At 38.3% G+C, this 14,475-nt stretch carries 12 protein-coding genes; 8 read left to right on the plus strand and 4 right to left on the minus strand.

All coding sequences use genetic code 11. From position 1 onward, the window contains the following. Positions 1–22: 22 nt before the first annotated feature. The 3 genes from B4B65_RS13690 to B4B65_RS13700 all read left to right on the plus strand — a co-directional run bounded on the left by B4B65_RS13690 (position 23) and on the right by B4B65_RS13700 (position 2,652). Complete coding sequence (locus B4B65_RS13690; protein ID WP_293916137.1) at positions 23–373, plus strand: DUF2200 domain-containing protein; 351 nt, start codon at positions 23–25, stop codon at positions 371–373. A gap of 5 nt (positions 374–378) precedes the next feature. After that, a complete protein-coding gene (locus tag B4B65_RS13695; protein WP_293916138.1) occupies positions 379–1,689 on the plus strand; it encodes a tetratricopeptide repeat protein in 1,311 nt (436 codons plus the stop codon). Positions 1,690–1,785: 96 nt separating this feature from the next. Further along, positions 1,786–2,652 (plus strand): DUF6265 family protein, encoded by an 867-nt coding sequence (locus tag B4B65_RS13700; RefSeq protein ID WP_293916139.1) that lies wholly within the window; start codon positions 1,786–1,788, stop codon positions 2,650–2,652. A 64-nt stretch (positions 2,653–2,716) separates the two neighbouring features. Here B4B65_RS13700 and B4B65_RS13705 read toward each other — a convergent pair whose 3' ends face one another. Next, complete coding sequence (locus B4B65_RS13705) at positions 2,717–3,577, minus strand: hypothetical protein (RefSeq protein ID WP_293916140.1); 861 nt, start codon at positions 3,575–3,577, stop codon at positions 2,717–2,719. A 942-nt stretch (positions 3,578–4,519) separates the two neighbouring features. On the opposite strand from B4B65_RS13705, the gene B4B65_RS13710 reads away from it, so the two are divergent. Genes B4B65_RS13710 through arr form a run of 3 tightly spaced genes read left to right on the plus strand, consistent with a single transcriptional unit; the run spans position 4,520 to position 8,270 of the window. Further along, positions 4,520–7,231 (plus strand): GH116 family glycosyl hydrolase, encoded by a 2,712-nt coding sequence (locus B4B65_RS13710; protein ID WP_293916141.1) that lies wholly within the window; start codon positions 4,520–4,522, stop codon positions 7,229–7,231. Further along, a complete protein-coding gene (locus B4B65_RS13715) occupies positions 7,228–7,791 on the plus strand; it encodes an RbsD/FucU domain-containing protein (RefSeq protein ID WP_293916142.1) in 564 nt (187 codons plus the stop codon). The genes B4B65_RS13710 and B4B65_RS13715 overlap by 4 nt, the downstream gene beginning before the upstream one ends. A gap of 50 nt (positions 7,792–7,841) precedes the next feature. Further along, positions 7,842–8,270: an NAD(+)--rifampin ADP-ribosyltransferase gene (gene arr / locus B4B65_RS13720; protein ID WP_293916143.1), complete on the plus strand. Its 429-nt coding sequence runs from the start codon at positions 7,842–7,844 to the stop codon at positions 8,268–8,270. A 16-nt stretch (positions 8,271–8,286) separates the two neighbouring features. On the opposite strand, the gene B4B65_RS13725 is transcribed toward arr, so the two are convergent. Both B4B65_RS13725 and B4B65_RS13730 read right to left on the minus strand, forming a co-directional pair. After that, entirely contained in the window at positions 8,287–8,928 is a 642-nt protein-coding gene (locus tag B4B65_RS13725; protein ID WP_293916144.1) for a hypothetical protein, read from the minus strand. Between the two features lie 118 nt (positions 8,929–9,046). Then, positions 9,047–9,820 (minus strand): hypothetical protein, encoded by a 774-nt coding sequence (locus B4B65_RS13730; RefSeq protein WP_293916145.1) that lies wholly within the window; start codon positions 9,818–9,820, stop codon positions 9,047–9,049. Between the two features lie 306 nt (positions 9,821–10,126). Here B4B65_RS13730 and B4B65_RS13735 point away from each other — a divergent pair, with 306 nt between their 5' ends. Together B4B65_RS13735 and B4B65_RS13740 are read left to right on the plus strand one after the other, a co-directional pair. After that, a complete protein-coding gene (locus B4B65_RS13735) occupies positions 10,127–11,218 on the plus strand; it encodes an SH3 domain-containing protein (protein ID WP_293916146.1) in 1,092 nt (363 codons plus the stop codon). 648 nt (positions 11,219–11,866) lie between these two features. After that, a complete protein-coding gene (locus B4B65_RS13740) occupies positions 11,867–12,865 on the plus strand; it encodes a beta-ketoacyl-ACP synthase III (protein WP_201679566.1) in 999 nt (332 codons plus the stop codon). 133 nt (positions 12,866–12,998) lie between these two features. Here the strand turns inward: B4B65_RS13740 and B4B65_RS13745 are convergent, their stop codons facing one another. Further along, positions 12,999–14,429: a PLP-dependent aminotransferase family protein gene (locus B4B65_RS13745; RefSeq protein ID WP_293916147.1), complete on the minus strand. Its 1,431-nt coding sequence runs from the start codon at positions 14,427–14,429 to the stop codon at positions 12,999–13,001. Positions 14,430–14,475: the final 46 nt, after the last annotated feature.

Raw genomic sequence — 14,475 nt, forward strand, 5'->3', positions numbered from 1 at the left:
CGACATCAAATAGCTATTCAACATGGATAATTCAAGAGTATATAAAATGTCATTTGCAGGAGTATATCCGCACTATATTCAAAAAGCAGAGAAAAAAGGCCGCACAAAAGCTGAAGTGGATGAAATCATCTGCTGGCTTACAGGCTATAGCCCTGAAGCGCTGCAAAAGCAGATCGATAATAAAACCAATTTTGAAGCTTTTTTTGCTGAGGCACCAATGCTCAATCCTAATGTTTCCAAAATAACAGGAGTCATCTGCGGATATCGGGTCGAAGAGATCGAAGATCAGCTTATGCAAAAGGTACGTTACCTGGATAAGCTCATAGATGAACTGGCAAAAGGGAAGGCTATGGAAAAAATCCTGCGCAAGTAATTATTATGATGATGATTAAATATTCCCTTCTTTTCTTTTTTCTGTTTATTAGCCTTTCACTGACCGCTCAAAATACATGGACGGTTTCTGCTGCAGACAGTCTCTATGAAGAAAAAGAATTCACAAAAGCTCTGCAGGCGTATGAAAAGCTCTTACTGCAGGAAGAAAATAACAGCTACCTGTTATGCAAAGCAGGCTTATGTCAGTATGAACTAAATGATTTTCAAAAAGCTAAAGAAAGATTCCGTCTGGCCGCCTTGTACTGTGATCCTGAAGACAAAGAAAATATTGCGTTATACTATACCAATCTGTCAGCCTGCTACTCCAATCTCCAGGACAACGAAAAAGCATACGAATATGCAATAAAAGCATATTCCATCATGGAAGATTCCGGCATCCAACTCTGGAATGCTGCATCTATGGCTCAGAATCTGGGAAAATATGATGAATGTCTGAAAATAATGGATAATGCAACAGTAGAAAAAAACAATGCATTTCTCACCTTATACGGAAGATGCTATATGGCCAAAAAGTTATATCAGCAATGTATAGACAGCTACGAACAGTTTTTGACTAATTATGACGCTAATGATGATTTCGTCACATTAGATGCCGAAGATGAAAAGGGACGACTTGTAATTGCTTATGCATTCAGACTGACTTCTCCGGATTTAAGTGAGCAAGAAATTGATATATACATTGCCAGATTAAAAGAACTGTGGGCAAGTCAGTCAGCAGATGAAATGGCAAGAACTAAAACCGTGAATTCCTTTTTTAAAGATGAAAATATCTGCAGTATCTATGGTTATTCTGCCATAATATGTAATAAATTGTTCAACAGTTTAATAGCAGATGCCAGCCCTGTAGAAAAAATACAGTTTCAGTATTATACCCTGAAAGATTACTCCGGTGCTTTGGAGTCTGCAAACAACCTTATGAACGATAAAGGGAATCTTAGTGGTCAGGAACTACAGAAGGTTAAAGCAGTTGAGTATTTTGCTTCCCTCCGACTTTTTATAGCTGCTTATCTTCATAAAGACAGACATATAAATCAGGAACAACTCCAGACATTGACCTCCCGGTTTAATGACCTTTTTGAAAAGGGAAAAGTATACAGTGATAAAGAATTTCAACAGAGTACAGAAGAATTCGGATATATGCAGGAAACATTTGCCTGCTTTCAGAACGCTTTCAAAACGAAGGAAGAACAAAAAGAAGCCGCTCCTATACTGCTGCGAATCATAAAAGATCTGCCTAATAATACCGCAAGAAAAGGATTAACTGAATTACTCAGCAAAGGATATATTCAGAATTAGAAATGGATTAAATTTAAGATATACCTGATTCAAAAATGAAGGTATAAATTTTTAAACCACAAAATATTTATAAATTGCACACCATAATCCTATGTTATGAAAGCAATTCTAGCACTTATATTTTGGTTCTTTGTGGTACCATCCTTTGGTCAATCGCTCCTGCCTGTTTTTTTAAAAGGAACGTGGAAAGTAGATAATGCAGAAGTTTATGAACATTGGGATCAGCTGAATGATAATACGCTGAAAGGGTTTTCGTATAAGATGAAAGATGGCCAGATGAACGTAACAGAATATCTGGAACTGACACAGATAAAGGATAACCTTATGTATACCGCGACTGTAGTCAATCAAAATCTGGGAAAACCAGTTTCTTTTACGATGAAAAAAAAGGATGGAGAGTTAATCTTTGAAAATCTTAAACATGATTTTCCTAAACAGATTACCTACAAGAAGCTATCCGATATGGAAGTGGAAGTACGGATCTCTGACCTGAAACAGAAAGAGTCTGCATTTAAGATGCATAAACTGACTTATTCAACTACTTTAGAGCAAGATACAGCGACGTCCAACAAGAATTATGATGCAATACTTGCAAAAAAACTGGGCGGAGATGATTTCGGAATGAAAAAGTATATACTTGTTGTATTGAAAACAGGTACAAACAACACAACTGACAAGATTTTTATCAATGAAAGCTTTAGAGGACATCTTCAAAATATCAATCGGCTGGTCGAACAGGGAAAGCTAATTGTAGCCGGTCCTTTGGGCAAAAACACAAGCAATTACCGGGGTATTTTTATCTTAAACAATATCAATTCCCTTGATGAAGCAAAAGAAATACTGCAAACAGATCCAGCTGTAAAAGCCGGCCTGTTGGATATTGAGCTATTTAACTGGTACGGATCAGCTGCTTTACCGGAATATCTGCCTGCCTCAGATAAAATTTGGAGAAAGAATCCGTAAGTGGTTTGTAAATTTGATATGATATAGACTGTTACAACCTATACCATATCAAATTAAAATACAGTTACTTAATCTGATTCCAATGTGTTGAAATACGGCCGCCCCACGTTTTAGTTTCAGCTATTGGCTGAGCTATTATATCTCGTGTAGGAGTAAATGATGAATTGATAGCGAAGTAAAGGACTAAGTTTCCGTCATCTTGCAACACATACATAGCATTGTTCCTTATAGCATTAAGACCGGGGTCACCTTGTGGTACAAATAAATTGTCTGTAGTCCATACCACATCTCCGAATATCCCATCTTTATTAGAGTAAATAACAAGATTGCCATCATTTTGAAATCTCATTTGATAACTTTGTCTTGTTCCATATTTCCTGTATGAACCCGAATCCCATAAAATTTTCCCATTTCCATTATTGCGAATCACTAAGTTACCATCAACTTGGGCAAGCAAAGAAAATTGTCCATTAGGACTAGTTAATGTGAATGGAAACATCAAAGTTGCTCCTGCTTTAATGATAGATCCACTATAATATTCTGTATTAATAACCGTAGCTGGCTGTTTTTTCTTAAAAACAAAGTTATAATACCAACTTGTTGGATAACCTGCATATTGTGGATGTCCAGGAGCATATAAGTTATTTGAAGCCGCGCTAAAGGATTGTGCTTGCATGAAAGCTAATGCAAGCTCTTCTCTGGGCTCAATAGACTCTCTTCCAGCTATCACAAAATAATCCTTATCAGCATTATAGGCAACACTATCCGTAGAAATATTTGCTATTTCACCATAAAAGTTCTTTAATTTTAAAACCTCCTGATCATCAACAACTTTTACATCTTCTGTAGGTTTTATCACTTCGTTTTTACATGATGCCATCAAAGACAGTCCTAATAAAGCAATTGTTAATTCTTTAATTTTCATAATTACAATCATTTAAATTTACATTTATAATATTTATATAACCTAAGCGAATGTAACAAATAAAAGATGTTAAAAATAGTTTATTATAGAAATTAAAAATTTTTTAAAGAAAAATTAACATGTGTAAAACAAATAAAAGAGAAAGAAAACACTAAAATTAAAAAAATATTTAATATAAATTATTTTTCACTTAAAAAATCATCTGGCGCAAGCATAAGCGTAGCGGTGCTTGTGCCTTTGCATTGTAGCAGGTGAGGACACCTGCAAACGCATATGAAGCGTCAGTTGGTGTCCCCACCAACTGTAAAATATAGTAACCCGTTATAAATGTATATTAACCTCTCTGCCCTGCGGGCATCTCTCCTTGAAAAGGAGAGAATTAATCTGGCTAAACCTCTGAGATTCATATTGTGCAAGCATTAGCGTAACGGTGCTTGTGCCTTTGCATTGTTGCAGGTGAGGACACCTGCAAACGTGTTGTGTTCGTTTGTTGCTGTCCCTACCAACAATTTAACAATGTCTGCTTTATAATTGCTTTTAACCTCTCTGCCCTGCGGGCATCTCTCCTTGAAAAGGAGAGAATTGACCTGCCTTAACTGTTGTCATTTATCTGGCGCAAGCATGAGCGTAGCGGTGCTTGTGTCCCTGTTGTGTTGCAGGTGAGGACACCTGCAAACGCGTTGTGTACGTTTGTTGCTGTCCTCAACAACAATTTAACCATGTCTGCTTTGTAAGCGCTTTTAACCCTTACAATAAACAGTACCTTTCCTTGAAAAAGAGAGAAAACTACCTAAATAAGAGATTGAAAACCAATCATATCTGTTACATTAACATGTTAATTATTTTTTATTTTTATGACTGATTAAGCCATTTCAAAAGTCTGCACCAGATCTGGCTAATACCCGAATCATTTACTTAGCAGATGCTAACATTTAATAAGATATGAACAGAAGAGACTTTGTAAAAAATTCAGGCTTAATAGGTTTAGGTGTATTCGCCACACAATTCCCGGCATGGTCCACCAGTATATTCGGTTGGCAACAGCCTGTACATAATATTCCAGTGGAAAAGAATATAGATGCTGCATGGTTATCTTCATTGTATGAACGCGGGGAATCAATCAAATATCGTAAATCCAAAAATGAGTTGAGATATATTGGAATGCCTGTCGGTGGGTTACATGCCGGAACAGTTTATATCGGTGGTGATGGCAGGCTATGGTTATGGCAGATATATAATGAAACTTACGAAGAAACAAAGGAAGGTATAGAAACAAAAACTGTGAAATGGAACAATGGTAAGGAACAGGTTAACATACGTCCCCGGGACGGAGCAGCATATATTGAACCTGCTATTGCCGATAACCTCCGGATTTTAGAGCAGGGATTTGCTATATCAGTTAATTATAATGGAAAACAATGGGTAAAAGAACTTCGGGAAGACCACTGGGACGAAATCACATTTGAACCTTCTTACCCAATCTGTAAAGTAACTTACAGCAGCGAAAGTTTCCCGGTAGAAGTTGTAATGACCGCATTTTCTCCATTTATCCCTTTGAATGCCGATAATTCAGCTTTACCATTAACTTCATTTCATCTGGATATTAAGAACAAAACACCACAATCTCTCGAAGTGATAATCAGCGGCTGGTTAGAAAACGGAGTACATAAAAACCGTAAGGATTATGATACGGTCCGTAAAGTTGCAACTGCAAGACCAATGAAAAATGCCCAATCCATTTTATTTACTTGCGACCTGGTACCGGATAAGGATCTTCAGGATGGAGATAATGGAACAATGGGACTCTTTTGCAATACATCTGAAGCTGTTGCAGCATGCAACGTACCATCCTGGCCTATTGCACCTATTCAATTAATGAAGACAGTTAACAACAATAATGTCAGTTTTGCAGATTTACAGGTTGGAAGCTTATCCGTCAAACGTGAAATCCAGCCAACTGATACGACCTCTGTTTCATATGCTGTAAGCTGGCACTTTAACAATCCTCACCCAAAATTGCGGGAACGCCTGAAAGATGCACAGGAAGGTTATTGGTATGGAAAGCGATTCGAAGATGCACATGCAGTACTCCGTTATTATAACGAAAACAACGAATTCCTGAATAAAACCACCTTGCAATGGGCTAAAGCTTGGAACGACTCCACCCTCCCGCACTGGTTTTTAGACCGCACTTTTGTTAATATCGGCACTTTGGCTACAGCTAATACATACCGGTTTAACTCCGGACGCTTTTGGGGTTGGGAAGGGGTAGGCGCATGTGCGGGCACCTGTACACATGTCTGGCAATATGGACAGGCTATGGGACGCATATTCCCTGAGCTGGAGCAAAACTTGAGGGAAACAACTGACCTGGGTGTTGGATTTAGACCCGAGTCAGGTGCTATTATTTTCAGAGCAGAATATGAGCATAGACCTGCTATAGATGGACAGGCCGGTGTGATATTACGCTTCTATCGCGACCATCAGATGTCCAGAGACAGTACTTTTTTGAAAAGAAACTGGACTAATCTGAAAAAGGCTATTCAATTCCTCATCGACCAGGATAAAAATGGAGATGGCATGACCGATACCCCAATGGAAAACACCCTTGATGCTATATGGGAAGGTGAAATAGCCTGGATTGTAGGGCTGAGTCTTGCAGCTATAAAAGCAGGTGCATATATGGCAGAAGAGGTCGGAGACAAGGATTTTCAACAACGTTGTACGGCATATGTTCACCTGGGCTCTGTTAATATGGACAAAGAGCTTTTCAATGGTGAATACTATATACACAGACCAGACAAAGTATCCGGAAGAACAAAACTAGGGTCTTATAATACCTGTCATATCGATCAGGTCTATGGACAGGCCTGGACTTTCCAGCTTGGAATGTCCCGAATCAATGAGAAGCAAAAAACCTTATCTGCGCTGAAAGCCTTGTGGGACTACAATTTTACAATGGATGTAGGGCCATATATCAAAACACATCTCAATGGAAGACCTTATGCACTACCAGGTGATGGCGGAATGGTAATGAACACCAATCCAAAAAATGAAGCAAAGGCCTATGGAAATAATGAAACCTGGCAATTGGGATATTTTCATGAATGTATGAGTGGTTTTGAACATCAGGTTGCTGCTCATATGATGGCAGAAGGCATGACGGATGAGAGCCTGATATTGACTCGCGTCATTCACGATCGCTATCACGCTGCCAGGAGAAATCCATTCAATGAGATAGAATGCAGCGATCATTATGCAAGAGCTATGGCGAGCTATGGCACCTTTATCAGTGCATGCGGATATGAATATCATGGGCCTAAAAAATACTTAGCCTTTGCTCCGAGAATAACTGCCGAAGAATTTAAAGCTGCTTACACGACTGCCTCTGCTTGGGGTTCGTATGCACAAAAACAGAATGCAGGAAAAAATGAAAGTATACTTTCTGTGATTTATGGTGATTTGCCGCTACACACCTTTGGAATTGGAAAACCAAAAGGTTTAAATTTAGAAAAATCACAGCTCAAGGTCCTTCTGAATGACAGATTAATCAATGTGTCAGAAGTTTATAATGATGAAGAAAAAGTAAAACTATCCTTTAAAGAAGAATTGCTCTTGAAAGAAGGAGATCTTCTAAAAATAATGTGGTCATGAAAATAGTTACTAACTTACTCGGTATAGGTCTGGTGTTTGGGTTATCAGGCTGCCATCCCCCTCCTTCTGACAAACCACAGGAAGTACAGACTAAAACCTGGCAAAAGGAGCTTCAGGAACAGCTACCTATGCTTGGTCATCGCAACTGGATATTAGTTGTCGACAAAGCATATCCCCTGCAATCATCCAGTGGTATCGATTACATTTATGCAGATGAAAATCTGCCATCCGTGCTGGACTATGTCATGAAACAACTAAATAATTCTACCCATGTTAAACCTGTAGCATTTACGGATAAGGAATTATCCTATATTACGGAGCTACAAGCATCTGGTGTAGAGGAATTTCGTAAGGAATTGAATAAAACTATGAAAGGAAATGAAGTCCAAACATTAGCGCACGACAGCGTGTTTCGCTTATTGGATCAGTCTTCAAAGCTATTTAAGGTTCTTGTGATAAAAACAAATCAAACTATTCCATATAGCTCTGTCTTTCTTCAGCTAGATTGCAGATACTGGGATGTAAATCGTGAAAATCAATTACGTCAGCGTATGAAGTAATTGAAACAGCGTATAAATAATCAAAATTCTCTATTATATTTAGGAGCCTTATGAAAACAGATAACCAAACAGCACAGAAATCTGACGAACAGAAATTTTACCACGGTACAAAGGCCGATCTTAAAAAGGGAGATCTTATCGAAGCCGGCTTTCATTCCAATTATGGAAGCCGGAAACAGTCCCTTTATGTCTACCTTACTGCAACTTTAGATGCTGCTGTATGGGGTGCTGAACTGGCTCTGGGTGAGCTAAAAGGCAGAATATATACCGTAGAACCTACAGGCGCTATGGAAGATGACCCCAACTTAATGGACAAAAAATATCCAGGAAATCCGACTAAATCATACCGGACTAAAAGTCCCCTGCGTGTGACCGGTGAAGTAGAAAACTGGACAGGACATACTCCGGAGCAGCTTCTGGCTATGAGGAATCATCTGGCTAAACTCAAAGAACAGGGCATCGAGGCTATAGAAGATTAATGATTCTTCATTTTTCCTACAATTCTTTTATCTGCTGATTGTACTTATCCATTCTTTTTGTTTGTGTTACAATAAAATCTAAGTGTTTCTGATCCGTTTGATCTGTCTTTAATCTTGCAACAAATACATTTACTCTGTTATATGCGCTCCAGCTCTTCCCGGCATCTCTTGATGCAATAGCATCCTCCAGTTCTTGAATAAGTTGTTCATATTGCTGCTTAGCTTCCTCTCCAAAAACAGGAGGAAAAACAACCTCCACATCCCCGGTGTCTACAGAATTAGCTGTAGGTTGTGAGGATACAGGTACATTTGAAGCAGGCACACTGCTGTTTTTATTACTGGCAATAATTATTATTGCTACGATTGACAAGATCAATACGGAGATAAGGATGATCCAGGATATGCCTTTACCCCTGTTTTTCTTCCATAAGGAATAACTCCATATCAGAAGTAACAATCCTAATATGGTCATAGCTACAGCTAATCCTACTGGTCCCAGTGTTTTATAAACAGGAATTAATATCCTTGGAATATCATAGCTGAGCTGTGGAGTAAAGTACGTAAATCCTTTGACCGTCATCCCTGTACCTACCAAGGCAATGGCTATGCTTTTGATTTTTTCAAGGACAGTTAAACCCGTATTTTCCTGTTTTGACATATTGCTGAAGTTTGATGGAACAAATCTATTACAGGATATGCTTATTTAATTATCCCTTTTCAGATTCGTCAGGAGCTGTTATAAATTTGTAGCCCAGGAACTTAAATCCGTAATTTGATTATTCTTTTAATTTGACTTTACTAAGCATTCCGCTAATCAAGAAAATGACCATTAATAGTGCAAAAAAGATAAGGTCATAAGAGAAATAGCTTACCTGATGCAAATCAAACAATTGATTACTTAAAAACAGACGGGATTCTTCCGGTGCTTTACTGTTGTAAAATATAACGGGAGGATGCTGTGCAAGCAGATCAGGAACTTTATTTTTCAATTGAGCCTTATCTATTTCTGAATCTTCCTGATGCGCAAAGGTCTTATATACTTTAAAAGCTTTCTTCTCCGTTTGCATATGCTTCTCTCCTGCATTATCAGTATAGCTGTATGAAATATCCAGATACGCATAGTCAGTACCCTTTGGAACAAAATCATAATATACTTCAGTTTTCGTTATCCGGATATCTTTACGCTGTTCCCAGAAAGGATGAGAAAATGCAAAATAGTTCATCCTCAACACTGGAAAGAGGGAGTAGAAAAAGAATAAAAAGGCATAAATAAATATGGCCATTACTCCTGAAATGCCTAGATAAAGACCAATATTTTTAAAAAACTTATCACTAAATGGTATTCTCCATACCAACAGAAGTAAAAGCAGAGAAAGTATATAACAAACAGTATAGATTATCCATAATTCGGAAAGCATAAAGAGGCTATCTACTATAACTTTAATCATAGGTATGATAATAAGCATAAATACAATAGAAATAATCAGAGGCATTAAACCCTTTCCCATTGACATTACTTTAAGTTTGCTCAGCCCTTTATCGGTATTCATTTTTCTGTGTTTCTTTAACTTTCGTCTTTCTTCGGATATGACACGCAATATGTGTTCATATCAAAACTAATATATAAGATGCGGATTACTATTCAGGTATTAAAAACAGATTCGCCGGTTTTGAAACGGCATTCGTCGGGAAGCAACTTATATTCGCAATTCAAGTTGCCTGTCCTCCAAGTTAATATTCTTTTTCAAACTAAAAACATCTGTTTAATGATGTAATTTTATTAGTTTAGCACGATACTTGCGAGAATGATTGCGATATTTTCAACTCTTATACGATTTATTTAAATGCCAATATCCATGAAAACATTATTACCGATTACATTTGCTTTATTGCTTGTATGCGCTTCTGCATGTGGGAATAGTCAAAAAACAACTAATACCACCGTTCAGGATACAACGGTTAGGGATAGTAGTGTAGTCGCAGAAAGTGATGATGAAGGTATCCCTATTGATTTCGACAGCACTAAAGTCCTCAAAACAACTACAGTCACAGACCGAAGCGGAGCTGAATTGAAGCAGCAAGCGAATGAACAGTCAAAAAAACTAGGCAGATATACCTACGGTACACGTCTGGAAGTCATCGAAGAAAATGATAAGTGGTATGGAGTACGGGATCGAATTACCAGAAATCACACAAAGGACGGCCAGGAAATAGAGACAACCCGATGGGAAAAGGTATATGTGCTGAAAAGTAAAACAGGCTCCATGAAAGAAATAACATTGGTTCCTGGAGATCTGGATATTATTTCATTATGGGTAAAAAATGAAAAGTCTGAATATTTTGAGAACGGCAAGCAGTTGAAAGAATACCTTAAGATCGAATTAATTGATAAATCCCTTTTCGAAAGCAAAAAACAAACAGCCGTCAATTTTTTACTGGCTGATACCACAAAAATTCAAAAGAAAAACGGAGTTATTGAACTGAAAACGCAAAATAAAACGGTACGATTCACAGATAAACCTGATGCAGAAGAAGATATGCAGATATTTAAATATGAGGGGCAGATCGAAGCCTTAAATAGTTATCTCATAAGTGGATCTTATTATGAAAGTATGGATTACCGTCTGATTGATAAAACGTCGGGAGAAGAAAAACAGGTATTTGGAGAATTCCCCTATATATCACCGGATAAAAAACATATTATAAGCATATATGCTAATCCTTATGAATCTACAGGAGATTTTGAACTTTATACGATCACAGACAAACGAATAAAACAGGTAATAAGTGTAAGTTTCAAAAACTGGATGCCGGCTGTAGATCCGGGAGAATTATTCTGGAGTAACGATGGCTATATTTATCTTACCGCTAATCATGTAAACTCCTTCTGGATGGAAAATGGCCAGCTAAACAATACATATCAATATTTACGTATAAAAGTATTATAGGATATTAATTCAGGCAGAACATACCTCTGTAAATAAACTGTTAACCTTTATTAAAGCTTTGATTTTAAAATTTTCATCAAATATTATCAATGAGGTTTTATTGGTTTCCCTTTTTTATCAAGTTCCGGGATAACTTTTTTAGGATCCGTATTAACAACCGTATCCCAAAACTTCTTGGCTGTCAGGTAATATTTGGAATCAGGCTGTGTTTCATAATGGCCAACCGGTTAATAATGTTAACCGAATCTACAAAATATGAACAACAATAACACCAAACCTCAGGATATATAATTTTTTATCAGGAAGACATTATACTTTTCTGTAATAAATATGCATCTCCTAAAGTGGCTTTAATCCCATAAATTTCAGAATTCGGTAATTATTCTGTCAAAATAATCGATTTTATAGTTTCCAACACAACTAATAATTCTATTTTTGCACTTTATAACAAAGAATGTTGAGAGAGAGATTTGTAATTTCCACTTTATCCAGTAAAACCAATACGTTTCTAACGCTTGCTATTTCGGATACTACAGTTAAAACTGTGGCTTTTCGGGATGCTTTTATGGATACTGATTTACGTCCTCTTTCTTCGTGGCCCACTGCTCCGCAACCAAGGATCAGCATATTATTAGAGTATCCGATTATATGAATAACAGTTTAGCAACAAGACAATTTGCTTCCATAACAGCCATAGGAGGTTATGTACCCCAAAATAGAAGGACGAATTACGATCTGGAGAAAGTATGCAATACTTCAGATGAATGGATCGTAAAGCGTACCGGGATCAAAGAGCGCCGTATATTGGAAGAAAATCTGGCAACCTCTGATATGGCTGTCCGCGCAATACATGATCTTGTTGAAAAATTTGATAAGAATATCAATGATGTAGATGCTATTCTGGTAGCAACCTCCACTCCGGATATGCCAATGCCTGCTACAGCCAATATTATTGCAGAGAAGCTGGGTCTGGCAAATGTCTGGGCATTTGATATCAATGCAGCATGTTCAGGTTTTCTCTATGCACTCGATATGGGGGCGTCACTGATTGAAACCAATCGTTATAAAAATATTCTTGTCATAGGAGCTGACAATATCAGCACCTTTGTGAATGCAGAAGACCGTTCGACAAATATCCTGTTTGGAGACGGAGCCGGTGTAGTATGGCTGGAACCTTCTACAGTAGGTGGAATTATGGATGCTTATCTGAGGAGTAATGGCGCAGGCCGCGAATTTCTCAATATTGAGGCCGGTGGATCTCTATACCCGCATAAGAACGAACCTACGGAAAGTGAGCGCAAATACCTCAAACAAGATGGTAAAACGGTATTCAAGCAAGCTGTACAATCCATGAGCGATGCTTGTCTGCATGTACTTCATAAAAATGACCTTACCATAGATGATGTTAAATGGCTGGTTCCTCATCAGGCTAATCAGCGTATTATCGATGCCGTAGGACGCTCTATCAATATTGCTGAAGGTAAAACACTGAGCAACATTGAGTATCTCGGAAATACGATAGCAGCTACCATTCCACTGTGTATCTGGGAGAATCTCAAACAGATAAAAAGAGGAGATCTGGTTATGTTGACTGCATTTGGTGCAGGATTCTCCTGGGGAGCTAGTTTATTACGTTGGATGATTTAAAAATCTGATATTTAAAAATATTATAAAAAACAGCTCAATCTATTCGGTTGAGCTGTTTTTTTATAATTGATCAGCCTTTCAAAGGCCGGCTTTCATAGATTTTCAATTACCACTTTATACACATCTCTTATATTCAGGATTTGGCAGCCTGCAGGAGTACCTTTGCCAGATTACCTACCTGCTTTAGTTTAAATTTAAGTTCGTCTGACCAGGGCAATCCGATACACAATCGCATGCAATTATCAAACTGATCCTGCAATGTAAACATTCTTCCGGGCGCGATACTGATCTGTTGTTTGATTGCCAGATCATAAAGCCGGGCTGTATCGATACCTTTCGGAAATTCCAACCAAAGAGCCAATCCTCCCTGTGGCCGGCTGATCTTTGTCCCATCCGGAAAATAGGCTGCTACTGCCTGAACATATTTCTGGCAATTGTCCTGCAAAGTGCGGCGCAAATGTCTGAGGTGAATTTCGTAACGGCCTGTTTTCAGAAAATTGCCGACGGCTTCCTGTACTACTGAGGTGGATGAGATCGCATGTACAAGTTTCAATTTCAACAATTTCTCTTTGTATTTACCGGGTGCGATCCATCCCACTCTATACCCGGGAGCTAAAGTTTTGGAAACCGAACTACACCACAACACATTCCCTTCTGTATCAAAGGATTTACAACATTTAGGTCGCTGTGTACCAAAGTACAGATCACCATACACATCATCTTCAATAAGCGGAATCTGATGTTTGGATAATAATGTCACCACCTCTTTTTTATTTTCATCGGACATACAACTTCCCAATGGGGTATTGAAATTAGGGATCAGCAGGCAAATATCAATTTTAGGAATGGCTTCTTTTAAGGCATTTATCTCTATTCCTGTAATGGGATGTGTCGGCAATTCAAGAACTTTATATCCCAATCCGACGGCCAGCTGCAATATACCGGGATAACATGGACTTTCTATCGCAATAGTATCTCCGGGCTTTCCCAGAGCCATCAGGCAGAGCGAAAGAGCATTCATTCCGCCACTGGTGGTGATGAGGTCATTTTCATTTAAATTTCCTCCCCATGCCAGACTCCGAACAGCAATCATTCTGCGAAGCTTTGCATTTCCTTGTAAAGCTTCATATTCGGCTCCTCCTCCCTGAAGTTCGCGTGTAGCATGTAAAATTTCCTTTTTAAGCTTAGCCAATGGTAATAATGCACGGTCGGGAACAGCAATGGAGAGTAAAGTGAGCTCTTCATTCCCCATACTGCCATATACTTTTCTAATCAGTTCATCGGGTTCATTACTATTGGCTACGGAGGACGGCTGACTCACCTCCGGAATAGGAAGTTTCGGAAAAGGATGATGGCTGACAAAATAGCCGGACTGAGGTCGGGAATCGATAAGAGACTGCCCTTCCAGCTCTAAAAAGACCCTTTTAGCCGTATTCATACTGATACGATGCTCCTCACACAGTCTTCTGACGGAAGGCAAACGGTCACCGGATTTCAAAACACCACTTTTGATTTGCTGCGCCATACCATTGGCGATCTCCATATACAGAAACTCCTTATTCATACTACAAATATAACTGTGTCCATCCAAAAACTCAAAACTGATACTG

Source organism: Sphingobacterium sp. UBA5789, assembly GCF_002418355.1.
GTDB lineage: Bacteria > Bacteroidota > Bacteroidia > Sphingobacteriales > Sphingobacteriaceae > Sphingobacterium.

Bases quoted from the DNA above. Each gene is read 5' to 3' on its own strand.
- B4B65_RS13745 (WP_293916147.1), bottom strand. From the start codon at position 14,429: ATGAATAAGGAGTTTCTGTATATGGAGATCGCCAATGGTATGGCGCAG.
- B4B65_RS13715 (WP_293916142.1), top strand. From the start codon at position 7,228: ATGAAAATAGTTACTAACTTACTCGGTATAGGTCTGGTGTTTGGGTTA.
- B4B65_RS13725 (WP_293916144.1), bottom strand. From the start codon at position 8,928: ATGTCAAAACAGGAAAATACGGGTTTAACTGTCCTTGAAAAAATCAAA.
- B4B65_RS13695 (WP_293916138.1), top strand. From the start codon at position 379: ATGATGATGATTAAATATTCCCTTCTTTTCTTTTTTCTGTTTATTAGC.
- B4B65_RS13705 (WP_293916140.1), bottom strand. From the start codon at position 3,577: ATGAAAATTAAAGAATTAACAATTGCTTTATTAGGACTGTCTTTGATG.
- B4B65_RS13700 (WP_293916139.1), top strand. From the start codon at position 1,786: ATGAAAGCAATTCTAGCACTTATATTTTGGTTCTTTGTGGTACCATCC.
- B4B65_RS13730 (WP_293916145.1), bottom strand. From the start codon at position 9,820: ATGAATACCGATAAAGGGCTGAGCAAACTTAAAGTAATGTCAATGGGA.
- arr (WP_293916143.1), top strand. From the start codon at position 7,842: ATGAAAACAGATAACCAAACAGCACAGAAATCTGACGAACAGAAATTT.
- B4B65_RS13710 (WP_293916141.1), top strand. From the start codon at position 4,520: ATGAACAGAAGAGACTTTGTAAAAAATTCAGGCTTAATAGGTTTAGGT.
- B4B65_RS13740 (WP_201679566.1), top strand. From the start codon at position 11,867: ATGAATAACAGTTTAGCAACAAGACAATTTGCTTCCATAACAGCCATA.
- B4B65_RS13735 (WP_293916146.1), top strand. From the start codon at position 10,127: ATGAAAACATTATTACCGATTACATTTGCTTTATTGCTTGTATGCGCT.
- B4B65_RS13690 (WP_293916137.1), top strand. From the start codon at position 23: ATGGATAATTCAAGAGTATATAAAATGTCATTTGCAGGAGTATATCCG.